The organism is Phormidesmis sp. 146-20 (assembly GCF_052939475.1).
In genome coordinates this window covers 13605-37760 of sequence record NZ_JBJPHT010000019.1, presented here as the reverse complement: position 1 = coordinate 37760, position 24156 = coordinate 13605, and the positions used below count along the sequence as shown (strand labels likewise).

Sequence of the window (24156 nt, the reverse complement as noted above, 5' to 3'; positions counted from 1 at the left end):
GTTTTGAACCAGCATTAGGATTGAGCCGAAGCCTGTTTACTCAGCACGACCTCTTGATAGCTTCCTGACTTGGTAATGCGTCCTTTTTCAACTTGATAGATGCGATCGCAATGTTCCAAAGTTGTCAATCGGTGAGCAATGAGAATAATTGTTTTGCTGCCTCCTAATGATTTAACGGCTTCACTGACTAAACTTTCGGTCTCATTATCTAATGCGGCCGTGGCTTCGTCTAAAATGAGCAGTTGGCGATCGTGATAGAGCGCTCTAGCAATTCCAATTCGTTGCCGTTGCCCCCCTGATAACCGAACGCCTCGTTCTCCAATAACGGTGCCGATTCCTTCAGGCAGTTGCTCTACCAACTCAGTTAATTGAGCAACTTGAATGGCTTGAATTAGCTTCTCTTGACTAATGAGATGGTCGGGAACTCCAAAGGCAATGTTTCGCTCTAACGTGTCGTCGATCAAAAAGATAGATTGTGGCACATAGCCAATCAGATTTTGCCAGGCTCTAAGATTGTTGTAAACAGAAACGCCGTCTACTTTGATATCTCCACTTTCTGGCGTTAGCAGTCCTAAAATGACATCGACTAGCGTTGTTTTCCCGGCACCCGATCGCCCAATCAGCCCAATTGATTCTCCTTTTTTTAAGGTTAGAGAAATTCGATCCAGCGCCTCTTCTTCAACGTTGGGATAGCGATAGGTGATCTGATCTAAAACAAGCTGTTCAGAAAATGGCATCGCCTGTTCTTCAGATCTTTCTGGTAACTTTGGTGACTGCTTTTCTAGAGACTGTAGATCAAAGTAGAGCTTGTCCATTGAGTAGCTGGCATATCGCACATCATTGAGCGAGTTAACCACATTGCCAACCGCTGGCAGCAGGCGAATAGAAGCCATCGCAAAGATGCCCAAAACCGAGCTTAAACTTTGACTATTTGCCGGATTAAAGACTAGAAAGATGGCGGTAAAGCCGACTAAGAAAGTGATGAGAAAGGCTTCGATCGCATAGCGAGGCAAATTAGTAAACGACATGTGCGCCGCACTCGAAACGGCAAATCGATCCATCTGAACGCTGGCTTGTTCTTCAAAGTAACCTTCACAACCAATCACCCGAACTTCTTTGAGTCCACCTAAACTGTGATTGATAATTCGCATCATCTCTTCGTAGGACTCCGATCGTTCCTTCCCCCAAAAAACGAGCTTGTGTCTAAACTGATAAAACAACCCAGATGCCAACAACACGATGCCAATAATAATAAACATCGCCATTGAATTGGTGCTAACTAATAGAAAGATGATCGCCAGCGTGACCACACTATTAGAAATTGCAAACAACATCGGCATCACAACTTTGTAGCTAAACAACTCAGTTTCGTTGAGCATGTTTTGCATCAAGGTCGATGAATTTCGAGTGAGGTGATAGGTGTAAGGGGCTGCTGAGTAGGCATGAAGTAACCGAGTACAAAGCTCTCCTCGCTGCTTGAATCCAAACTCAAAAATGTATCTTTGAATGTAAAAACTCAAGAATGACTTTAAGTAGAAGATTCCAACCACCACCAAGCCGACCGCAATCAAAAAATTAAATTCTTGACCTGGTGTAAACCCAAAGCGTTGATAGAGCCAACTCAGTCGCTCATTTTGTTCAATAAACTTCAAATTGGTGGCGATCGAAATGAAAGGGCCAACCAGTCCAATCCCCAGGGTCTCTAATAAAGAAGTAAATATAAATAGAGACACGAGCAGAAATAATTGGTTTCTTCGTTCTCCCAGAAGATAGAAAAACTTGGACAGATAACTCATCATCTGGTCAGCACCTCATTGCTTGTAAAAAATAGTCCTGTTGTGAGTCTCAATTTAGCAGCGGTGTACTGGGGAAAGTTGCCACTTTTCATGGTTCATTTTCTATGAAAGGCCTCTCAATTTGACAAGACTGAGCAGGGTAATTACGGAAGATCTTCAAGGAAGTCAGCATGATTTGTAAGCCACATTTTGGTTGGCGAAAACCTGAGTTTTCAAGACTTTAATCGATTTGATGGCCTTCTAAAAACGTTTCAACAGGCGCAATTGCTTCAAAAATGACTTCACTTGATCTTCATAGAGGGGTGCGCTGCTCAGGGGGTCTGATTGGTTTGCTCAGTATATCAACTACCACAGAGGCAATCGTGTTTTCTTGGAGTAGAAAAGAGGCTTTCTCCAAACATAATGTATTTTTTCGGTAAAGACCCCGTAGAAGCACTGGCTTTTCTCACGCGCTTTTTGATAATCGTGGAAAGCACAGGTCATTCAGTTTCGCGATCGTCCCGTTTCTCAATTTGCGATCGCGCTTGTACTCAAGTTGCATAAATTTTAAGCATAAGTTTTAGCAATCATGCTGCATCAGAAGGATCTCAGATGATGGATCAAACAAATAATCGTACCCGTGTCAGTATTGGCATTCCTGTTTACAACGGGGATAACTATCTGGAAGCGGCAATAGACTCGCTGCTCGCCCAGACTTTCAAGGATTTTGAAATTATTATTTCAGACAATGCTTCGAGCGATCGCACTGAGGAAATCTGTCGATCCTACGCGGCAAAAGATGCCCGAATTCGCTATTACCGCAACGAGGTCAACCTGGGAGCCGCCCCCAACTTCAACTGCCTAATTGACTACGCTCAGGGAGAATATTTCAAATGGGCTGCCCACGACGATGTTCATGAGCCGACCTATCTAGAGCGCTGTGTCGAAATTCTCGATCGCGACCCCGGTGTGATTCTCAGTTATTCATGGACGCGATATATCGACGATCGAGGGCTGCTCTGTCCTGAAGTGTATGCGTTTGACGGCAAGCTGAGACTCAATTCTGAAAAGCCTCACGAGCGGTTTCACGATATTGCCTGCACTCATCAAGAATGCTTTCCGATCTTTGGGCTGATGCGGTTGAGTGCTTTGAGACAAGTGCCTCTCTATGGTTCCTATGGTCACGCAGATGGGGTGTTGCTGGCTCGAATGGCGCTGTTAGGTCGATATTACGAGATTCCAGAATATCTCTTTCTCTCCAGGCAACATGCAGAGCAGTCCTGTAAGGTTTTTGCCAAGGAAGACAGCGACTACGACTACTTTGAGTATGCTGCCTGGTATGACCCCTCCAAGACCGGAAAATTTACCCTGCCGCATTGGATTTTGTTTATCGAATATTGCCGATCGATTTTGCAAGCGCCCATTAGCTTTTCTGAAAAAATTACCTGTTTTCGCCAACTCAAAGTTTGGGTCAACTGCTATTGGACACATATGGTGAGAGACGTTTTGGGCGCGGTCAATTACTCGCTTCATTCTCTCAAGCAGGGCATGAGCCGTCATCAGCCTTCTCAGGCAAATTAGTCCAACCCGTCCGGTGTCGTCAAACAGGTCGATTTGGATGTCTGATTGCGATAGGGGAGTGATGAAAACGATCGCGTAGCCTTCTAAGTCATCAGCCTGGAAGTCACAGAGACCTTAGAAAAAGAAAAGAAAAGAGAATTTTTTGGGCGATCGCTTTCAAGTTGGTCAGAGGATGTTAGCAAGAACGCCCACTTTTCTCAATTGGCTCTGTACAATTTCTCCATAAGATGATCAATTTGGTGTCAAGTTGTTGAAAGCTGCCCCCCTCAGCGATGTGGAGAAAATACCCAGATGACGCAGACAGTTCGTGTAAGCATTGGCATTCCTGTGTATAACGGTGAAAATTACTTGGAGGCAGCGATCGAGTCGTTTCTAGCTCAGACGTTTAGCGACTTTGAACTGATTATTTCGGACAACGCTTCGAGCGATCGCACCCAAGAGATTTGTCGAGAATACCTGACAAAAGATGCGCGAATTCGCTACCACCGCAATGAGACCAATATTGGAGCCGCTCGCAACTATAACGGGCTGGTCGCGCTGGCAAGAGGCAAGTATTTTAAGTGGGCAGCCCATGATGATATGTGTGCGCCAACCTATCTAGAGAAGTGCGTTGAAGTGCTCGATCGCCATCCTGACATCATCAACTGCTATCCGTGGACTCAGTTTGTAGATGCAAAGGGTGACCCTGATGCGCGTCACTATGATTACGATGGCAAGCTGCGACTCAATTCTGAAAAGCCTCACGAGCGGTTTCACGATATTGTCTGCACTCATCAAGAATGTTTTCCGATTTTTGGGGTAATGCGAATCAGTGCGCTCAGGTCAATTCCATTACACGGGTCGTATGGTCACGCAGATGGGGTGCTGCTGGCGCGATTGGCGCTGTTGGGGCGATATTATGAGCTTCCAGAATATTTATTTCTCTCCAGACAACACGCAGAGCAGTCCTGCAAACTGTTTGCCAAAGAGAATAGCGATCAGGATTACTTTGGCTACACGGTTTGGTTTGACCCCTCTAAGTCGGGTAAATTTATGCTGCCGCGCTGGACATTGTTTATTGAATACTGTCGATCGATTCTACAAGCCCCCGTCAGCAGCGCCGAAAAAATGGCCTGCCTGGGTCACATGCGCGAGTGGCTAAACTGCTACTGGAAACACATGGTGAGAGATGTTTTGTCCGCGACGAGTCAATTGTTGCAGGTCGGGAAGCCCGGAAGCAGTCCACCCAGCCCACCGAAACCGTCTCAAGTCAATGTCTAAATCCCAAAATCCAGCAGTGGTGTCGCACGGGTTTCATTAAGTTTGCTATGACAGCGTGCATCGTCAACAGTTTGGCATACCATTTGTGGGAGTTTTCATGAAAGTCGCAATTCTGGCAGGCGGATTGGGTTCTCGTCTTGCCGAAGAAACTGAAACCAGACCGAAGCCAATGATCGAGATTGGGGGCCGTCCGATTCTCTGGCACATTATGATGCACTACTCCACCTATGGCTTCAAGGACTTTGCGATCGCCCTCGGCTACAAAGGCGAAGTCATCAAAAAGTACATGGTGGACTATTGTTCGCTTAACAGCAATCTGACGGTAAATTTGCAAACTGGACAGATTGAAATGCACGGCGGCGTAAAGCCAGACTGGACGATCGACCTGATCGACACCGGACTCTCGACCCAAACAGGTGGACGAATCAAGCGACTGGCTCCCTATGTGGGTAATCAGACCTTTATGCTGACCTGGGGCGATGGCGTGTCTGATGTGGATCTGGGTGCACTGTTGGCGTTTCATCGATCGCACGGAAAATTGGCGACTCTGACGGCGGTGCGGCCTCCGGCGCGGTTTGGCCATCTGCAACTGGATGGAGAGCAAATTGTCGAGTTTTCTGAGAAGCCTCAGATTGGAGAAGGCTGGATCAACGGCGCGTTTTTTGTGTTGGAGCCGGGAATTTTCGACTACATTGATGGCGATACAACCCATTGGGAAAAAGAACCCTTAGAGCGGTTGGCTAGAGATGGGCAGTTGATGGCTTACAAACATACGTCTTTTTGGCAATGTATGGACACCATTCGCGAGAAGAAAATTCTCGAAAGCCTCTGGGAAAGCGGCAAAGCACCTTGGAAAGTTTGGGGAGATCAGAATGCGAGTTTTGTTAACGGGGCACAAAGGCTACATCGGCACAATCATGACACCCCTGCTAATCGCAGCCGGGCATGAAGTCGTCGGATTTGATAGCGACCTCTATCAGCGCTGTACGTTTGGTAGCCGTATCCCAAAAATTCCCTGTCTACAAAAAGACATTCGTGATGCAGAAGCGGCTGATCTGGCAGGATTTGAGGCAGTCATTCACTTAGCGGGCTTGTCGAATGATCCGCTGGGCGATTTGAATCCTGACCTGACTTATGCAATCAACTACGCAGCCTCAGTGCATTTAGCAAAACTGGCAAAATCAGCCGGGGTGGAGCGATTCATTTTCTCGTCGTCTTGCAGCAATTATGGAGCGGCGGGGGATACGCCTGTGAATGAAACTTCTGACTTTAATCCGGTCACGCCCTACGGTTCTTCAAAAGCGATGACCGAGCAGGAAGTGACGAAACTGGCAGACGATCGCTTCTCTCCCACCTTTATGCGAAGTGCGACGGCCTATGGAGTTTCGCCTCGATTGCGCTTTGATCTGGTGTTAAACAATTTAGTCGCCTGGGCCTTTACGACGGGCAAGGTGTTGATCAAAAGTGACGGCACACCCTGGAGACCGATCGTTCACATTGAAGACATTTCTCGCGCCTTTCTCGCGGTACTGCACGCGCCTCGTGAACTGGTTCATAATCAGGCGTTTAACGTGGGACGGACAAGCGAAAATTACCGGATTCGAGACATTGCTGAGATTGTGAAAGCAACCGTTCCGGGATGCGAAGTAGAATACGCCGAGGATGCGGGCCCTGATCTGCGCTGCTACTGTGTGGACTGCGACAAAATCGCTCAAACCCTGCCTGAATATCAGCCCCAGTGGACGGCCCAAAAGGGAGCCGTGGAACTTTACAACACTTACCAAAAGGTGGGGCTAACGCTGGATGAGTTTGAGGGCGAAAAGTATAAGCGGATTGCTCACATCAAGTACTTGATCAACGGTGGAATGCTCGATTCCAATTTGCGGTGGCAGAAGACGACGCTAACTGAGACGGAGTTGTAGAATTCACCCATGAGTCATCCTACTTGCCGTTCCTGTGGCAACCCTGATCTCGATATCATCATTGACTTTGGGCAAACGCCGCTTGCTGACGCGCTACTTACCCATCCCCAACAGCCCGAACTCACCGCACGGCTCGATTTTGCCTTTTGTCCGGTCTGCTCGCTGACGCAGATTACAGAAACGGTGCCGCCAGAAATTCTGTTTTGTCGAGACTATCCTTACTTTTCCTCAGTTTCGCCGTCGCTGATGGAGCATTTTGGGCAGAGTGCCCGATCGCTGATCTCATCCCGGCACCTCAACGCTAACAGTTTGGTGATCGAAGCCGCCAGCAATGACGGTTACATGCTCAAAAATTTTGTAGAACAAGGCATTCCCGTTTTGGGCATCGATCCCGCTGACGGCCCAGCAACGGCTGCTCAAAAGGTAGGAATTCCCACGCTCAACATGTTTTTTAATCAAGAATTGGCGCGAGACCTACGATCGCAAAACAAAGTCGCAGATGTCTTTTTAGCGAATAATGTGTTGGCCCACGTTCCCGATCTCAACGGCTTTGTCGAAGGGATTCGCACGATTCTCAAAAAGACGGGAATTGCCGTAATGGAAGCTCACTATGTTGTTGATCTGGTCGATCACGGTGAATTTGACACCATTTACCATCAGCATTTTTGTTATTTCTCAGTGACAGCGCTCGATCGCTTGTTTCGTCGCCACCACTTATATCTCAATCATGTGCAGCGAGTTTCTGTCCACGGCGGATCGCTGCGCGTCTTTGTCGAGCCTGTAGAAGCGGTGCGCGAATCGGTAAAAATATTATTGGAAGAAGAAAAGAATCGTCACGTCGATCGCCTGGATTATTATTTGAACTTTGCCGATCGTATTCAAACCATCCGTCAAGATCTTCTCGCCATTCTGCGGGATCTGAAGCAACAAAATAAACGAATCGTAGCCTATGGAGCCGCCGCCAAAGCAACCACGCTACTCAGTTATTTTGGCATTGACCAGCAGCTAATTGATTACGTTGTGGATTTGAATCCGTTTAAGCACGGACGATACATGGGTGGAAATCACCTACCGATCTTTCCGACTGCCAAACTGTTAGCAGACCAACCCGATTATGTCCTGATTTTAGCCTGGAACTTTGCCGAAGAAATCATGCGCCAGCAAGCCGATTATCAGCAACAGGGCGGTCAATTTATCATCCCAATTCCATCTCCCAAAATTGTTTAATCGAGAGCAATCGATCGCGGCTTAAACTTGACACTTGTGGGTGTTATTAATCACTAACCCTGTTTGATCAGCACATACTTATCGATCGTAGAAGCCATATAACCAGAGCATTTTAGGCTTTCTCAACGAATAAACTAACGCTTCCTTCGCGCCTGATTTTTCATAAGAAGCTGCCATATCAGCGAAGTGTGGCCGACAAGCCTTTGACACACAAAAGCTCCAGGATCGCCCCTATACTCACCTGAAAAGGAGGCGACAAACATGGATGCGAAAAAGTCAACTCTGGTTTCGATCGTCATTCCCAGCTACAACAATGCGTCATTTATTAGTGAAGCGATCGAGAGCGTCCTTGCCCAAACTTATCGTCCCATTGAAGTGATGGTCATTGACGACGGCTCCACCGACAACACTCGCGAAATTTGTGCCCGCTATCCCTCAGTTGCTTATCACTACCAACCCAATCAAGGGGTCAGCGTTGCCCGCAATCATGGGCTTGAGAAAAGTCGCGGATCGCTCGTACTGTTTCTGGATAGTGACGATCGCCTGCTGCCTGACGCGATCGCCACCAACGTCGCCTACCTGCAAACTCATACGGACGCTGGCTTTGTATTTGGGCTATCGAGACCCGTTGCGGCTGATGGCGCACTAATAGCCGACCCACAAGAGCCTGTTGAGACTGCCAATTATCAAGCACTGCTGCAAGCCAATTTGGGGATTTGCCCCTGTGGAGTTGTGTTGTTTCAGCGTAGCGTTTTTGAAGCGATCGGGCAGTTTAACCCCGCCCTCAGACTGGCTCAAGATTATGATCTCTATTTGAGAGTTGCCAGAGCCTTCCCCATTTATTGTCACAACCAATTAATTGCTGACTATCGCCAACATGCAGAAAATGCTTCAAGCCAGGCCACCCGGATGCTCAAGGCAGTTTTAGGCATCATCGATTCTCAGCAAGACTACATTCAAGCTCACCCCCACTACCAGGAAGACTCCGAAATTGGCAAAAAAAACTGGTCAAAATTTTGGGGATCTGTCCTTGCAGGCAAAGTTGGAAATGAAGCCAGAGCCAAGCGATTTGTACCTGCTATACGCACGATGTTGCTGCTAGTACGCTACCATCCCAGCGCTTTTCTTCAGTATTTAGGAAAGCTGAATCGGCTCATGGCTGTCTCGCTTCAAGTCAAAAACACGAAGAACAAGGTGCTTATCTTTAAATCGTCTGTGGACTACAAACTGAATGGAGTGGAATCCCTAAACTGTTTCCTGACAAGGCATTTTGAACAAGACACGCTAGACATTTTTAACCGTTAACAGAGTGAACCCTTCTAATTTTTCTGCATGTATTTTGAGTAAAGACTGTGCAGACTTGGGTAAAGATTACGTAGAAGTGCCGGACGTTGACTAGAAAATTCAGTAGAAGTACCGCAGACTTTAGACAGATGTTTAGAATCGTCCGAAGTTGTTAACGGACAGCATTGACTCTGGTAAATTAGGCTCGGCAAGTTGAGTCAAAACTTCCTAATTAAACCAGGTGATCTGAATGTTTTCCACTGCAAGGTGCACTGTCTATGAATAGTTCGAGTTGTCGATTTTGCGGATCTCCTCTGCACCACACCTTCGTTGATTTGGGCATGTCGCCGTTGTGTCAGACCCACATCACCCCCGAAGAACTCAACCACATGGAGCCGTTTTATCCGCTTCATACCTATGTTTGTGACAACTGTTTTCTCGTGCAGTTGCAAGAATTCGTCAGTCCCCAGGATATTTTTACTGAGTACGCTTACTTTTCGTCTTATGTAGATGCGCTGCTCAAGAATGCCAGTGACTATGCGGATCTGATGGTCGATCGCTTCCACCTCACCGCCGAGAGTCAGGTCACTGAGATTGCCAGTAATGATGGCTATTTGTTGCAGTATTTTCTCAAAAAAGGAATTCCTGTTCTTGGTGTCGAACCTGCGGTCAATGTGTCTCAGGTGGCGATCGATAAAGGCATTCCCGTTGTCAATCGGTTTTTTGGGAAACAGACGGCGATCAACCTGGCGAATGAGCGCGGCAAAGCTGATTTATTGTTGGGCAACAACGTTTTGGCTCACGTCCCGGATATCAACGATTTTGTCTCTGGGATGAAGGTTTTGCTCAAGTCCGATGGCGTGATCACGATGGAGTTTCCTCATCTGATGCGCCTGATGGCGGAAAACCAGTTCGATACGATTTACCACGAGCATTTCTCTTATCTGTCTTTCACGGTCGTCGAGAAGATCTTCGCGCATCATGGGCTGACGCTGTTTGACGTTCAAGAAATCCCCATTCACGGCGGCTCGTTGCGAATCTATGCCCGTCATGCCGAAGACAGTTCTAAACCTGTGGGAGAGCGCGTTACCGAACTTTTGGCACGAGAAGACGCGGCTGGCTTTAACAAGCTAGAAACCTACTTTACCTTCACCGAGCAAGTCAAAGAAACCAAGCGCAAACTGCTGGAATTTTTGGTCACCGCGAAGCAAAAAGGCAAAACGATCGCAGGCTACGGCGCTCCCGGTAAGGGCAACACGCTACTCAACTACTGCGGCATTCGGACTGACTTTCTCGACTATACGGTCGATCGCAACCCATACAAACAGGGCAAGTTCACGCCAGGAACGCATATTCCCATCCTGTCGCCCGACAAAATTCGAGAAACCAAGCCCGACTATCTGCTGATTTTGCCCTGGAATGTCAAAGACGAAATCATGAATCAGGTTTCCTACATTCGCGAATGGGGCGGACAGTTTGTGATTCCGATTCCTGAAGTCAAAATCTATTCCTAGTCGTCAATTCGTCGCTGTTAATTCAGCAATTTGAACTTACTAATCACTTCATTATCTCCCGGACACCTATGGTTGGAACGAGTAATGTGAGCGTCGATCGCCAATCCACTCTCAACGCCAAAGACATCATCACCCAGGATCTCGATTACATTTGCGCCAATCTGACTGAGGAATTTGGTCAAATGGCAGGCAAAAATCTGCTGATCACAGGCGGCGCTGGCTTTTTGGGCTACTACTTTGTGCAATCCGTTCTCCACTGGAATCAGAAAGCGGCATCTGGACAGCAAATCAACCTCACGGTCTATGACAACTATTCGCGCGGCGTTCCTACTTGGCTGACGGATCTCAAAGGCGATCCGACGCTGACGCTGCTCAAACATGACATGACTCAGCCCCTCCCGCTCGACATGGGAGACTTTCAGTACATCATTCACGCGGCTTCGATCGCTTCTCCCACTTTCTACCGCAGAGACCCGATCGGCACGATGGATGCCAACGTCAACGGTCTGCGAAATCTGCTGGAACACTTCAAAAATCAGCAGACACAGGGCAAAGAAGTCGGCGGCTTTTTGTTTTTCTCTAGCAGCGAGATCTACGGTGATCCGTCTCCAGAGAATATTCCTACGCCCGAAGACTATCGCGGCTATGTGTCTTGTACGGGCCCGCGTGCTTGCTACGACGAAGCCAAACGCTATGGCGAAACACTCTGCGTCAATTTTGCTCAACAGTATGGCTTGCCGATCAAAACCGCGCGTCCGTTTAACAACTATGGGCCTGGGTTAAAGATTACCGATCGTCGTCTCCTGCCTGATTTTGCGCGAGACGTTTTTTCGGGTCGAGATATCACGATGCTGTCGGATGGATCGCCCAAACGCACCTTCTGCTATGCGGCTGACTCGATTACGGGCTACTACAAAGTGTTGGTCAAAGGCCACGCAGGCGAAGCCTACAACATTGGGATTGAGACTCCTGAAATCTCGGTTGCAGAACTGGCGGAGCGCGTCGTTTCCCTGTCTCAAGAATTGTTTGGCTATCAAGGCAAAGTGGTTCGCAAAGTCAGTGAAGACCAGGACTATCTCGTAGACAACCCCAATCGACGCTGCCCGATCATCGAAAAAGCACGAACTCATCTAGGCTACAATCCGACCATCTTTGTCGAAGAAGGACTGAGACGATCGCTGATTTGGTATCACGACAATCAGGAAGCGGAGGACGCATAATGCAAGTTTCGATCATTGGCACAGGCTATGTCGGATTGGTGTCGGGCGTTTGTTTTGCAGAAAAAGGGCATCAAGTCCTCTGCGTCGATATTGACCCCACCAAAGTTGAAAAAATCAACCAGGGCATTTCGCCATTTTACGAACCCGGATTAGACGAACTGCTAGAACGCAACATTCACACTCGTCTCAAAGCCACGACCGAATTTCGGCAAGCGATATTGGAAACCGATGTTTCGTTGATCGCCGTGGGCACTCCATTCGATGGGCGAGAAGTCGATCTGACCTACGTCAAGCAAGCCGCTCAACAAATTGGCGAAGCGCTCAAAGACAAGTCCACGTATCATCTAGTGATTGTCAAAAGTACCGTTGTTCCGGGCACAACCGATCAAGTGGTGTTACCGATTCTGGAAGCGGCTTCTGGCAAAAAAGCGGGCGTTGATTTCGGCGTGGGCATGAACCCAGAATTTCTGACCGAAGGCGAAGCGGTGAGCGACTTTATGTATCCCGATCGCATTGTCTTGGGCGGCATTGATGACCAAAGTATCGATCTGCTGGGCGAACTTTACAGTGGATTTGAAGGAGTCGATCGGCTGAGAACCAACAACTCAACCGCAGAAATGATCAAGTACACCTCGAATTCTCTGCTGGCGCTGCTGATCTCCTTCTCGAATGAAGTGGGGAATTTGTGTGCGGCGATCGGCAATACCGACATCGTAGACGTGATGCAGGGCGTTCATAACAGCCGTTATTTGACCACGATTTTGCCAAATGGCGATCGCGTTGTCCCGCCGATTACAAGCTTTTTGGCGGCTGGCTGTGGTTTTGGAGGAAGTTGTCTGCCCAAAGATGTGAAGGCGCTGATTGCCCACGGTGAAAAGCACAATCGTCCGATGCCCTTGTTAGACGCAGTGATTCAAGTCAATCAGGATCAACCTCAACAGGTGATCGATCGACTTCACAAGCACTTCCCCTCGCTGGAAGGTGTTCGGATTGCCATTTTGGGACTCTCCTTTAGACCCAACACCAACGACATGCGCGAATCTCCAGCGATTCCTTTGATCAAAGATCTGTTGGCGCAAAAGGCAATTCTGAAGGCTTACGATCCCGTTGCCAATCAGGAAGCGGCCCATATACTCGGTTCTGACCAGCTCGATTTTTGTGACAGTTTGGCGCAAGTTCTCGAAAACGTGGATGCGGTTGTGCTGGTGACGCGCTGGGATGAGTTTCGATCGGTGCCCCAAATCCTTTCTCAGACAAATCCACAGCCATTATTTATCGATGGTCGCCGTCTATTGGAGAAGCAGAGCATTGAGCGCTACGAAGGAATTGGGCTGTAACAACCTGTGACCTCAAGAGGCTAAACGCCATGAATATCAGTGATCTCAGACGAGAACTTGATCTAGACCACACGGCACAGGAAATCTATCAGTTTGCGGCGGAGCTGTACCCGATTTGTCGCAGTATCACGGGAAACGGCTTTCGCCAAACGCTGAGTCAGATTCAAGCCCACATTCCTCTGACGCTTTATGAAGTGCCGTCTGGGACGCAGGTATTTGACTGGACAGTGCCCAGAGAGTGGAATATTCGAGATGCTTACGTCAAAAATTCGCAGGGCGATCGCGTCATCGATTTCCAAAAGTCCAATTTGCATGTGGTGAACTACAGCGTCCCCGTTCATCAAACCATGTCGCTGGAAGCTTTGAAATCTCATCTGTTTACGTTGCCCGATCGCCCTGATTGGATTCCCTACCGCACGTCGTACTACAAAGACAGTTGGGGATTTTGTCTGACTCATCAGCAGTTCCTTAACCTTCCAGAAGGTGAGTATGAGGTTTGTATTGACTCCACCTTAGAGCCTGGAAATCTCACTTACGGCGAGTATTATCTGCCTGGAGAAACGTCGGATGAGGTGCTGATTTCCTGTCATGCTTGCCATCCTTCTCTTGCGAATGATAATTTGGCTGGGATTGCGATCGCCACCTTTTTAGCCAAGCAGTTAAGTCAGATTGCGCGTCGCTATTCCTATCGATTTATTTTCATTCCAGCTACCATTGGTTCGATCACCTGGCTCAGTCAAAACGAAGATCGGGTCGCCAGCATTAAGCATGGGTTGGTGTTGAGTTGTTTGGGCGACTCAGGTAAATCAACCTACAAAAAAAGTCGGCGAGGCGATACTGAAATCGATCGAGCAGTTCTTCACGTTTTGCAGCATTCTGGACGGGAATTTGAAGCGATCGAGTTCATTCCCTACGGCTATGATGAGCGGCAATACTGTTCTCCAGGGTTCAATCTTCCAGTCGGTTGTCTGATGAGAACTCCGAATGGTAAGTATCCTGAATATCACACATCGGCTGACAACTTAGAATTTATTCAGCCTGTCTACCTGAAGGATTCTTTTGTCAAATGTTTAGCGGTTTTCTCGGTTCTGGAACACAATAGAACCTACTTAAATCAAAATCCCAAATGTGAACCTCAGCTAGGAAAACGGGGACTTTATCGGGCAGTGGGTGGCACGTCAGAGAGTGGGATTAGCGAAATGGCGATGCTGTGGACGCTCAACTTATCGGATGGTCAACATAGTCTATTGGAGATTGCCGATCGCTCTAATTCTGACTTCGATGCGATCAAAAAAGCTGCCGATGCCCTGATCAAAAACGATTTGTTAAGAGAATTGCTGTGACATCAAAAAACAGGGAATTCTTAGAGAAATTAACGCAAGGAGACTATTCTAATGAAAGTTGTTTTGTTTTGCGGCGGTTTAGGAACAAGACTTAGAGACTATTCCGAAAGTATTCCAAAGCCGATGGTGAATATTGGCTATCGACCGATTCTTTGGCATTTGATGAAATACTATGCCTACTATGGTCACAAAGAATTTATTTTATGTCTTGGCTACAAAGCTGACTTTATCAAAGATTACTTTTTGAACTACAACGAATGTTTGTCAAATGACTTCGTGTTATCGAGCGGTGGTAAAGAAGTTCAAATGTTGAATAGTGACATTCAAGATTGGAAGATTACCTTCGTTGATACAGGGTTACATTCCAACATTGGTCAACGTCTAAGAGCCGTCGAAAAACATATTGGCGATGACGAAATTTTTCTAGCAAACTACAGCGACGGGTTGACCAATCTTCCTTTAGATCATTACATTGACAACTTTATTCGACAAGATAAAACGGCGAGTTTTCTTTGTGTCAAACCAACGCAAACGTTTCATGTCGTCTCGACTCAAGAAAATGGTTTAGTTACCAGCATCCAACACGTAACAAGCTCAGATACACGAATTAATGGTGGCTTCTTTGCCTTTAAAAGAGACATTTTTAGATTCATGGAAAAAGGTGAGGAATTAGTAATCGAACCCTTCCAAAGACTCATCGAAAAAGAAGAACTGATTGCTTATAAATACGACGGCTTCTGGACTTGCATGGACACTTTTAGAGACAAACAAAATTTGGATGATATGTATTCTCAAGGCAAAGCCGTTTGGGAAGTTTGGAAAACGCCTGAAATTTTGTAACGCCACGATTCACGGAGAGCAAAAGTGCTGAAGTTACAGTTTGACCAAACCGACGATTCGACGTATCGAGTTTTGTGTCTCGGTGCCCACTGCGATGATATCGAAATTGGCTGTGGAGGAACGATTCTTAAGCTAATTGAAACCTATCCAAACCTCGTTTTTTACTGGGTTGTCTTTAGCTCTAGTGAAGTACGATCGAAGGAAGCATTTCTCAGCGCCAACCGATTTCTCAAAGATGCAAAGGTTGAGAATATTGTCGTTAAAAACTTCCGAAACAGTTTCTTTCCCTTTGTAGGGACTGAGATTAAGGAATATTTTGAGGAAATTAAGCAGGCATTTTCACCCGATCTGGTCTTCACTCATTATCGAAAGGATGCCCATCAAGATCACCGCTTAATTTCTGATCTGACCTGGAATAGTTTTCGAGATCACTTAATTTTGGAGTATGAAATCCCCAAATATGATGGTGATATTGGTAACCCCAATTTCTTTGTGCCTCTCGGCGAGACGATTTGCCAACGCAAAATTCAAACCATTCTAGATGTCTTTGAAACACAGAAAAAACGACAGTGGTTTACTGAAGATACTTTTCAGGCACTCCTGCGGCTGCGAGGCGTTGAGTCTAATTCCCCCAGCAAATTTGCGGAAGCTTTTCACTGTCGAAAGGTCGTGATGTGATCTGTAGAGCAAACGATCGAAGGTTTCAATTGATTAGCGATTTATTAGCAATTTAGGAGATCTCTGTAGGGGTCTCTTTTTCTTTGAGGGTCGATTTAATATCATCTCTTGATGAAATTTTAGAAATCTTTTATTAGCCTCCATAATACAGAGCAGCTTCACTCAACCTTTAAATTGAAAACTTCGATGAATGCTGAATATAACTGAGTGATCACCCCAAACCTTAAAGAAATTCATCCATAACCATGAAGAGTGCATGAAAGGACTTGCCCGAAGATTTACGGAAGAGATAAGGTTTTTGGAACGATCTAACGCTGGCTCAAGCTGCAAGCCAGAATTTAAGCCTAGCGTTTGAGTCTGATATTGAAGATTGATCAGAGTTTTTCCAGAGAGTTTTTCCACCGAAACGATCGCCAGCCACACCTGTCATTTTGTTGCAATCGCTGAGAGAACCCCTCAATGCATACTGTTTACTTTGATTCTGCTGTCAGTGACTCGGTAAGACGACAACGCCTTTATCAAGGGCAAATCTTCGTCTTTTCGCCGCGCCCTAGCACGTTAGCTCTGTGTCAGCTTGCCCGCGAGATGCTCGAAGCGGCCTTTGCTCCCCTCGATCCCAAAACGGCTCAATATCATCTGTCAGTTGAGGAATACGTGGCGATCGTCGCTCCTCTCAAGCCTCAGTTTATTCATCATCCCAGCACCAAGCAGTTGATTCGGGACGTTTTGACTGATTTGGCGTGCGATTTAGATCAGACTTATTTAGATGTGCCGCGCTTTCGTATGGTGACCTCAGATGGCTATCTGACGAGCGGCGTGGGCTATGCTCACCATCCCCATCGAGATACGTGGTATTCTGCACCGATGTGTCAGCTTAACTGGTGGCTCCCGCTTTATGAGATTGAGTCTGAGAGTTCGATGGCGTTTCACCCTCGTTACTGGAATCAGGCTGTAGAAAACGAATCCAGCAGTTTTAACTACTACGAGTGGAACCAAAACGGACGCAAAAATGCCTCACAGCACATCAAGTCAGACACTCGCAAACAGCCCCACGCAACTGAAACGATCGAGCTAGATCCCCAGGTTCGCGTTGTCTGCCCCGCTGGAGGAATTGTCTTATTTTCGGGCGCACAAATGCACTCAACGGTGCCCAACACGTCGGGTGTGAGTCGCTACAGCCTTGATTTTAGAACGGCACACCTGGACGAAATCCTTTCTAAAGGGGGCGCTCCTAATATTGACTCTGCGCCTACGGGCACTTCGCTGAGAGATTTCATGCGCGGCAGCGATCTTGCTCGGCTTCCTGAAGAAATTGTGTCTCTTTATGATGCGACCCCCAGCGAGGAAGGTTTGATTTTTCAGCCTGAATTAAGTTCGGTTTAAGTTAGTTCAGATAGATTTAGCCAATCCTGCGATCGTCCCATTCACAAACATTTCTCATGAGTCAACCGCCCGTTATTGAACAAGCTAACCCGATCGCACCGCAGACGACCCAGGCTTGCCCAAGCTGCGGACACTCAGCACTTGCGGTCTTTTATGAGGTGAAAAACGTCCCCGTACATAGCTGTTTGATGATGCCGACTCAACAGGAAGCGCTGGATTTTCCCTGTGGGGATGTGGCGTTGGGTGTTTGTTCGCAGTGTGGATTTATTACCAACGTGGCGTTTGATGCCCGCCATTCTGACTACTCGCCGATTTATGAAGATCAGCAGAGCTTTTCACCGACATTCAACTCTTTTGCTTACAAACTGGCAACTCGTCTAATTGAGAAGTTTGACCTGCACGATCAAGAAATTGTCGAAATCGGCTGCGGCAAAGGTGACTTTTTGGTGTTGCTGTGTGAGTTGGGCAACAATCGCGGACTGGGTATCGATCCCACTTCGGTGAGCGGACGAGTCCAGAGTCAGGCAGCCGATCGCATCCAATTTATCCAAGACTATTATTCTGAAAAATATGCCGATCGCTGCGGTGATCTGATCTGCTGTCGTCACACCTTGGAACATATTCACCAAACCGCTGAGTTGATCAAAACAATTCGTCGATCGATTGGCGATCGTCTCGAAACCACCGTCTTTTTTGAAATCCCAGACATGGGACGAGTTCTCAAAGAGCAGGCGTTTGAAGACATTTATTACGAACACTGTTCTTACTTCACCCCTGGATCGCTGGCTAGATTGTTTCGTCATGCAGGATTTGAGGTCGAAGATTTGTATCTGGACTACGGCGATCAGTATTTGATGATCGAAGCGCGTCCTGTCGTCACACCTTCTACCAAAATCCACCCAGCCGAGGAGAGCGTAGACCAACTTTTGCAAGCGGTTCAGCACTTCACAACCTGTATCGCCCCCAAATTAGCCTATTGGAAACAGCACCTAGAGGACATGCGATCGCAGGGAAAACGCATCGCCGTCTGGGGATCTGGCTCTAAATGTGTAGCCTTTCTGACGACATTGGGGACTCAAACCGCGATCGACTGTGTGGTAGACATCAATCCGCATCGTCACGGTCGATTTATTCCAGGTGTGGGGCAAGAGATTCGATCGCCTCAGTCTCTCAAAGAGTATCAGCCCGATGAAGTGATTGTCATGAATGCGATCTACTGTACCGAGATTCAACAAATGCTTGACCAAATGGGCGTTTCAACCCACCTTGTTTCAATTTAACGTCCAAAAAAATAACGAAACACCCTTTTCAATGCTAAGAACGGTTCACCGACGGTCAGGGCTACCTTATGTATGATTTTGCAATTATTGGCGGCGGCATTATCGGCTTATCGACAGCCATGACTTTGGCAACCCGCTATCCCAGCGCTAAGATTTTGCTGCTCGAAAAAGAAAGCCAGTGGGCCCACCACCAGACCGGAAACAACAGCGGTGTGATTCATTCAGGCATCTATTACCCACCCGGCAGTTTCAAGGCCAAATTTTGTCGCGAAGGCAATCGATCGCTGATCCAATTCTGTCGAGAACATCGCCTCGATCACGAAGTCTGCGGCAAAGTCATCGTCGCGACTCAACCCCAAGAACTGCCCCATTTAGAAATCCTCTACCAGCGAGGACTCCAAAACGGTCTGCCCGTCTGTCGTCTCACACCCACTCAAGTTCAAGAAATCGAACCGCATGTGCGCTGTCTGGCTGGCATCCGCGTCACCTCAACGGGAATTGTCAACTATAGACAGGTTTGTCAGAAATATGCAGAACTGGCGATCGCCCAGGGAGCCGATCTGCGCCTCAACACTCAGGTCGAAATGTTGGTCAAAACCAGCGAGGGACACGGCATCGCCACCCCCAACGGCATGTTTAACACTCGATTTTTGATCAACTGTGCGGGACTCCAGAGCGATCGCCTCACTCAACTCACCAAAACCAAACCGCCCGCCAAAATTATTCCATTTAGAGGAGAATATTATGAGCTAAAGCCAGAAAAGCGGCATCTCGTCAAAACGTTGATCTATCCCGTTCCCAATCCCAACTTTCCTTTTTTGGGCGTTCACTTTACTCGAATGATTGACGGTAGCGTTCATGCAGGCCCTAATGCGGTTCTGAGTTTTAAGCGAGAAGGCTATCACAAAACTGATTTCGATCTACGTGACTTTGCTGATGTGGTCACCTACCCTGGCTTCTGGAAGCTTGCCGCCAGACACGCCGATCAAGGGCTGCGAGAAATGGCCCGATCGTTCAGCAAAGCCCTGTTTGTGCGGAGCTTACAGCGATTGATTCCCGACATTCAATCCGACGATCTGATTCCCACTCACGCTGGAGTCAGGGCCCAGGCGCTTCTACCCGCAGGCAAACTGGTGGATGACTTTTTGATCGTGCAATCGGGGAATGCTCTACATGTCTGTAATGCCCCTTCCCCCGCCGCAACAGCCTCGCTGGAAATCGGTCAAGCGATCGCCGCTCAGGTGCCGACTACCCAATTTTCTCCCGTGTTCCTCAGCCCCACCTCGCTCAACGTCAACGCGAATTCTACTTAAAGTAATCGACAAGAAACATAATGATTTGACAAACAACCGCCCCAGACCGTCCAGAATTTACTGAAGCTTTGTTTAATTAGTTCATAGCTTCTTCGTATCTTTGCTGACTCTATCCTGTCGTATTCCGTCAAATCTTTAAATCGCCTTTCAACAACACCCTTTTCGGTCAGATATTCAGAGAGCCTAGTCAGACATGAGACCCTTCCTACCCAAGCCCATCCTTTCCCTTGCTGGATTGACCCTCCTCACCTGGGCCACAGCTTCCCCGCTCAACGCAACTCAACTACCGCCCACTCAGACTCCTGGCACCAGCTCACAAGCCTTTAGCGGCGCGTCAGTGGATGAATCTTACACCCTAGGATCGGGCGATCGCGTGCGAATCGAAGTTTTTCGGCTGCCTCAGTTCAATCTAGAAACTCAGGTGTTGGTCGATGGTTCCCTTAGCTTGCTGCAAGTGGGCAAGATCCCGGTGCGCGGCATGACGCTGACTCAAGCTTCAGAGATCGCTTCTCGACAATACGCAAAACTGCTGAAATACCCGATCGTGACCGTTACCCTGATCGCGCCTCGCCCAGTCAAAGTTGGCGTTTCCGGAGAAGTTAACCGTCGCGGTTCTTACCTGCTGTCAACGGCTGAAGGCGGCTCACAACTGCCCACTATGACACGCGCCATTCAAACCGCAGGGGGCATCACTCAGGCCGCAGACCTCCGACGAGCGCAACTCCGGCGACCCCAACCCAACGGCGGCGAACAGGTGATCAACGTCGATCTGTGGGACTTTGTGCAAACAGGCGATCTGCGAAGAGACATTGTGCTGCGTGACGGCGACTCAATCTATATTCCGACAACCAGCGAAGTCAATTTAGCCGAGTCTTCTCAACTGGCAACCACGAGCTTTTCTTCTGACCGCAACCAGCCGCTCAATATTGCTGTCGTCGGTGAAGTCTATCGCCCCGGCCCTTACACCGTCACCGGAACGGCTCGTACAGGCGCTGCTGGAATTCCGGGTGGAGCCAGTGGCGTGAATACAAACAACAATACGACCGACAACGTGCCCACGATCACTAGGGCCATTCAGGTCGCTGGGGGCATTAAACCAATGGCAGATGTCCGGCAGATTCAAGTCAAGCGCACCACCAAAACCGGAGCCGAACAAACGCTGACGATCGACCTCTGGAAACTGCTCAAAGAAGGCGATCTGCGCCAGGATCTCATTCTGCAAGACCGGGATACGATCATTATTCCCACGGCGACCTCGGTGACGGCTGCGGAGTCTGCTCAGATCGCGTCTGCTAGCTTCTCGCCAGATACGATTCGCGTCAATGTGGTGGGTGAGGTGACCAGACCGGGTGTGGTAGAAGTGCCGCCCAATACGCCGTTGAATAAAGTCATTTTGGCAGCAGGCGGCTTTGACAATCGACGCGCCAAAACCAGCACGGTAGAACTGATTCGCCTTAATCCTGACAGTACAATCTCTCAACGGACGATCGGCATTGACTTCACCAGAGGCATCGATGAAAACAAAAACCCCGCTCTGCGAAATGATGACGTAATTGTGGTCAACCGTTCTGGTATCACCAAAGCCACCGATGTCTTAGGCACAATCTTGAGTCCGTTTAGCAACGTGTTCTCAGTCCTGAACTTTTTCAATATTTTTAGATAGTCTCTATTACTGGACTGAAACACTAAGACTGAGTTAACTTTGGGGGCATTGACAATGACACAATTCAGGACACTCCACTTAAAAGATCCCCCCAGCCTTTCTAAACCCTAGGCAACAGACCTCAAAACACACTGATCAACCTGACTCAAAGGTGTGGCTTCAATCGATTTCTAGAGATACACGATCGTTATTCATCAAGCAAGTTGGAAGAGGTCAAGATGGACGGACAATATCCCCAATCGCTGCCCCCCTTATCGTCAAAAAACGGTAAACGCCCTCACTGGCTCATGACAGGCGGTCAGCCCGAAGAGGATGATGTGTTAGATCTCGGTCAGATCTTCTCGGTGCTGCGCCGCCGGGGGTTGCTGATCGCAGGTGTGGCAACAGTTGTCACCTCACTAGCACTCGTCAAAGCGGTCACAAATCCCACCTATAAGAGTGCCTTCCAGATCTTGACCCGGCCCGTAACGGCCGAATCTCAGGTCGTGACCTCCTTGCCTCAAGCGCTCAATTCCAATGCCAATGCCAGCCGAGATGTCAACAATGTGGTGCGCGGTTTTGACGATACTCGCATGAAGCTGTTGACCAGTTCTAAAATCATTCAGCCGATCGTAGACAAATTCAAACCCCAATACCCCGAACTGACCTACGAAAGCTTGGCGGCGGGTATCAGCATCAAGCCGGTGCCCAACACAGAAATTGTTGAGATTATCTACGAAGACTCCAAGCCCGAAAAAGTCAAAGCCATTCTGGACGAATTAAGCAAAAGCTACCTGGCCTACAGTCTTGACGAGCGACTCGCAGACGTGCGCCAGGGGACAAATTTTATCGAGTCCCAACTGCCTCAACTGCAAAAACAAGTCGAAACGGGTCAACAACGGCTACAACAGTTTCGCCAACAGTACAACCTGTTTGACCCCGAATCGCAGAGCCGTGAACTGTCTGAGCAGATGACCGCCTTTAGACGGCAGCGTTTAGAAAACGAAGTGGCGCTCAATCAGATTCGCTCCGGGTTTTCTGACCTGCAATCTCAGCTTGCTCAAAAGCCAGACGGCGTTGCTGCCACGACTGCTCTCAGTCAAAACGCGCGCTACCAAAGACTACTCGAACAACTGCAAACGGTAGACACTCAGATCGCGGCTGAGTCTTCATTATTTGTAAATGGCAGTCCCAACGTCAGGGTGCTGCAAGACCAGCGATCGAACCTGCTGCCTCTGATTAATAATGAAGCCCAACGGGTGCAAGACGAAGTAGCCAGTCAGATTCGAGATTTGTCTGCTCGTAATCAGGCGCTGGTCAGCACCGAAGGTCAACTCAACGATCGCATGAAGCAACTTTCTGTGATTGCTCGTGAGTACACTCGAATTCAGCGTGAACTCCAGATCGCAACTGATAACCTCAACCAGTTTTTAGCCAAGCGTGAAGCGCTAAGAATTGATGCCGGACAGCGACAAACCCCCTGGCAACTGGTGGCGGCCCCTGGTGAACCGGGACAGTCTCGCTTTAGAACAACCCTCTTGCTAGGAGCCATTTTGGGATTGTTGTTGGGGTCAGCGATCGCCCTTCTGGTCGATAAGTTAAACAACATCTTCTACAGTCCTGATGAAGTCAAAGCAGCCACTCGCCTTCCGATGTTGGGGGTGATTCCGACCAATCAAGAGCTAGACGAAATGGATCGGCTCAATGCATTACCTGATGCGGGTGGAGTCTTTCAACGAGCCAGCCAGTTTATGGGTTTCAAGCCTCGTAAGTTTGGGGCGGTGCCCTTTTTGGAAGCGTTTCGATCGCTCTACACCAATGTTCGGCTTCTGCATTCAGAGATTCCGGTGCGCTCTTTGGTGGTTAGCTCTCCAACCCCTCAAGACGGCAAATCTACGGTCGCACTGTACCTGGCGCAGGTGGCCGCCGCGATGGGGCAGCGGGTCTTATTGGTAGATGCAGAATTACGTCGCCCTCAATTGCATAACCGTCTGGGACTGGTGAATACCAAAGGACTGAGTGATCTGGTTAGCTCAAACTTGGACTACAAGCAAGTGGTGCAGCAGTCTCCTCAAGACGAAAATCTCTTCATTCTGACCGCTGGGCAGGTTTCGCGAGATCCCGTCAGCTTGCTGTCTTCTGTGAAAATGCAGCAGCTTATGGAGCAGTTTAAGTCTGCCTTTGATCTGGTGATTTATGACACGCCTCCTCTGATTGGCCTTGCCGATGCAAATCTGGTTGCTGCTAAAACCGACGGGCTGTTGCTTGTGACGCGGCTAGGTAAGACCAATCGCGATGCTCAAAAGCAAGCGCTAGAAGGGCTGAGAATTTCTCCCACGGTGATCTTGGGGACGGTTGCTAATGATTCCAAACATCATGTTGGCAATTTGCAGATGGCTTACTACTACGACACGGTGCAGACTCAGCAAGCGATCGGAGGCGCAACCCGCAGATAGTCGTATCGAGGGGGTCAAATCTTGAACTTCAAATCGGTCAATTCGTCCCCACATTCATCTCAAAACTGACAAACAGAGAAGGGTGCAGCTAATGCGCTCTT

Annotated in this window: 18 protein-coding genes; 17 read left to right on the top strand and 1 reads right to left on the bottom strand. The window is 48.3% G+C overall.

The genetic code is table 11. From position 1 onward, the window contains the following. Positions 1–14: 14 nt before the first annotated feature. The gene (locus ACKFKH_RS16335; RefSeq protein ID WP_446859380.1) at positions 15–1733 is read right to left on the bottom strand and encodes an ABC transporter ATP-binding protein; all 1719 of its coding nucleotides are present in this window, start codon (positions 1731–1733) and stop codon (positions 15–17) included. Between the two features lie 657 nt (positions 1734–2390). Between ACKFKH_RS16335 and ACKFKH_RS16330 the strand changes: the two genes are divergently transcribed. The 17 genes from ACKFKH_RS16330 to ACKFKH_RS16250 all read left to right on the top strand — a co-directional run bounded on the left by ACKFKH_RS16330 (position 2391) and on the right by ACKFKH_RS16250 (position 24055). Continuing rightward, complete coding sequence (locus ACKFKH_RS16330) at positions 2391–3356, top strand: glycosyltransferase family 2 protein (RefSeq protein WP_446859379.1); 966 nt, start codon at positions 2391–2393, stop codon at positions 3354–3356. A 291-nt stretch (positions 3357–3647) separates the two neighbouring features. Then, a complete protein-coding gene (locus tag ACKFKH_RS16325; RefSeq protein WP_446859378.1) occupies positions 3648–4616 on the top strand; it encodes a glycosyltransferase family 2 protein in 969 nt (322 codons plus the stop codon). A gap of 97 nt (positions 4617–4713) precedes the next feature. After that, positions 4714–5565, top strand: coding sequence for a glucose-1-phosphate cytidylyltransferase (rfbF, locus tag ACKFKH_RS16320; protein ID WP_446859377.1), 852 nt, complete (start codon positions 4714–4716; stop codon positions 5563–5565). Continuing rightward, complete coding sequence (locus ACKFKH_RS16315; protein WP_446859376.1) at positions 5489–6538, top strand: NAD-dependent epimerase/dehydratase family protein; 1050 nt, start codon at positions 5489–5491, stop codon at positions 6536–6538. Before rfbF ends, ACKFKH_RS16315 begins: the two co-directional genes overlap by 77 nt. 9 nt (positions 6539–6547) lie before the next feature. Further along, positions 6548–7765 (top strand): methyltransferase domain-containing protein, encoded by a 1218-nt coding sequence (locus ACKFKH_RS16310; RefSeq protein ID WP_446859375.1) that lies wholly within the window; start codon positions 6548–6550, stop codon positions 7763–7765. Positions 7766–8026: 261 nt separating this feature from the next. Then, positions 8027–9070 carry a glycosyltransferase gene (locus ACKFKH_RS16305; protein WP_446859374.1) on the top strand — a complete coding sequence of 348 codons (1044 nt, stop codon included), beginning with the start codon at positions 8027–8029 and terminating at the stop codon, positions 9068–9070. Between the two features lie 257 nt (positions 9071–9327). Next, entirely contained in the window at positions 9328–10563 is a 1236-nt protein-coding gene (locus tag ACKFKH_RS16300; RefSeq protein ID WP_446859373.1) for a methyltransferase domain-containing protein, read from the top strand. Positions 10564–10631: 68 nt separating this feature from the next. After that, positions 10632–11783, top strand: a complete 1152-nt coding sequence (locus ACKFKH_RS16295) for an NAD-dependent epimerase/dehydratase family protein (RefSeq protein ID WP_446859372.1) — start codon at positions 10632–10634, stop codon at positions 11781–11783. After that, positions 11783–13120, top strand: a complete 1338-nt coding sequence (locus tag ACKFKH_RS16290; protein ID WP_446859371.1) for a UDP-glucose dehydrogenase family protein — start codon at positions 11783–11785, stop codon at positions 13118–13120. The genes ACKFKH_RS16295 and ACKFKH_RS16290 overlap by 1 nt, the downstream gene beginning before the upstream one ends. A 29-nt stretch (positions 13121–13149) precedes the next feature. Next, positions 13150–14463 carry a DUF4910 domain-containing protein gene (locus ACKFKH_RS16285; RefSeq protein ID WP_446859370.1) on the top strand — a complete coding sequence of 438 codons (1314 nt, stop codon included), beginning with the start codon at positions 13150–13152 and terminating at the stop codon, positions 14461–14463. A gap of 51 nt (positions 14464–14514) precedes the next feature. Then, the gene (locus tag ACKFKH_RS16280) at positions 14515–15303 is read left to right on the top strand and encodes a glucose-1-phosphate cytidylyltransferase (RefSeq protein WP_446859369.1); all 789 of its coding nucleotides are present in this window, start codon (positions 14515–14517) and stop codon (positions 15301–15303) included. Positions 15304–15327: 24 nt separating this feature from the next. Further along, positions 15328–15981: a PIG-L deacetylase family protein gene (locus ACKFKH_RS16275; RefSeq protein ID WP_446859368.1), complete on the top strand. Its 654-nt coding sequence runs from the start codon at positions 15328–15330 to the stop codon at positions 15979–15981. A gap of 459 nt (positions 15982–16440) precedes the next feature. Next, positions 16441–17364, top strand: coding sequence for a phytanoyl-CoA dioxygenase family protein (locus ACKFKH_RS16270; protein ID WP_446859367.1), 924 nt, complete (start codon positions 16441–16443; stop codon positions 17362–17364). 56 nt (positions 17365–17420) lie between these two features. Next, positions 17421–18644, top strand: coding sequence for a class I SAM-dependent methyltransferase (locus tag ACKFKH_RS16265; RefSeq protein WP_446859366.1), 1224 nt, complete (start codon positions 17421–17423; stop codon positions 18642–18644). Between the two features lie 68 nt (positions 18645–18712). After that, positions 18713–19957, top strand: coding sequence for an L-2-hydroxyglutarate oxidase (gene lhgO, locus ACKFKH_RS16260; protein WP_446859365.1), 1245 nt, complete (start codon positions 18713–18715; stop codon positions 19955–19957). Positions 19958–20150: 193 nt separating this feature from the next. After that, positions 20151–21620, top strand: coding sequence for an SLBB domain-containing protein (locus ACKFKH_RS16255; protein WP_446859364.1), 1470 nt, complete (start codon positions 20151–20153; stop codon positions 21618–21620). 218 nt (positions 21621–21838) lie between these two features. Beyond that, entirely contained in the window at positions 21839–24055 is a 2217-nt protein-coding gene (locus ACKFKH_RS16250) for a GumC family protein (RefSeq protein ID WP_446859363.1), read from the top strand. Positions 24056–24156: the final 101 nt, after the last annotated feature.

Bases quoted from the DNA above. Each gene is read 5' to 3' on its own strand.
- ACKFKH_RS16290 (WP_446859371.1), top strand. From the start codon at position 11,783: ATGCAAGTTTCGATCATTGGCACAGGCTATGTCGGATTGGTGTCGGGC.
- ACKFKH_RS16295 (WP_446859372.1), top strand. From the start codon at position 10,632: ATGGTTGGAACGAGTAATGTGAGCGTCGATCGCCAATCCACTCTCAAC.
- rfbF (WP_446859377.1), top strand. From the start codon at position 4,714: ATGAAAGTCGCAATTCTGGCAGGCGGATTGGGTTCTCGTCTTGCCGAA.
- ACKFKH_RS16265 (WP_446859366.1), top strand. From the start codon at position 17,421: ATGAGTCAACCGCCCGTTATTGAACAAGCTAACCCGATCGCACCGCAG.
- ACKFKH_RS16325 (WP_446859378.1), top strand. From the start codon at position 3,648: ATGACGCAGACAGTTCGTGTAAGCATTGGCATTCCTGTGTATAACGGT.
- ACKFKH_RS16300 (WP_446859373.1), top strand. From the start codon at position 9,328: ATGAATAGTTCGAGTTGTCGATTTTGCGGATCTCCTCTGCACCACACC.
- ACKFKH_RS16315 (WP_446859376.1), top strand. From the start codon at position 5,489: ATGCGAGTTTTGTTAACGGGGCACAAAGGCTACATCGGCACAATCATG.
- ACKFKH_RS16330 (WP_446859379.1), top strand. From the start codon at position 2,391: ATGGATCAAACAAATAATCGTACCCGTGTCAGTATTGGCATTCCTGTT.
- ACKFKH_RS16280 (WP_446859369.1), top strand. From the start codon at position 14,515: ATGAAAGTTGTTTTGTTTTGCGGCGGTTTAGGAACAAGACTTAGAGAC.
- ACKFKH_RS16250 (WP_446859363.1), top strand. From the start codon at position 21,839: ATGGACGGACAATATCCCCAATCGCTGCCCCCCTTATCGTCAAAAAAC.
- ACKFKH_RS16270 (WP_446859367.1), top strand. From the start codon at position 16,441: ATGCATACTGTTTACTTTGATTCTGCTGTCAGTGACTCGGTAAGACGA.
- ACKFKH_RS16255 (WP_446859364.1), top strand. From the start codon at position 20,151: ATGAGACCCTTCCTACCCAAGCCCATCCTTTCCCTTGCTGGATTGACC.
- ACKFKH_RS16285 (WP_446859370.1), top strand. From the start codon at position 13,150: ATGAATATCAGTGATCTCAGACGAGAACTTGATCTAGACCACACGGCA.
- ACKFKH_RS16310 (WP_446859375.1), top strand. From the start codon at position 6,548: ATGAGTCATCCTACTTGCCGTTCCTGTGGCAACCCTGATCTCGATATC.
- lhgO (WP_446859365.1), top strand. From the start codon at position 18,713: ATGTATGATTTTGCAATTATTGGCGGCGGCATTATCGGCTTATCGACA.
- ACKFKH_RS16305 (WP_446859374.1), top strand. From the start codon at position 8,027: ATGGATGCGAAAAAGTCAACTCTGGTTTCGATCGTCATTCCCAGCTAC.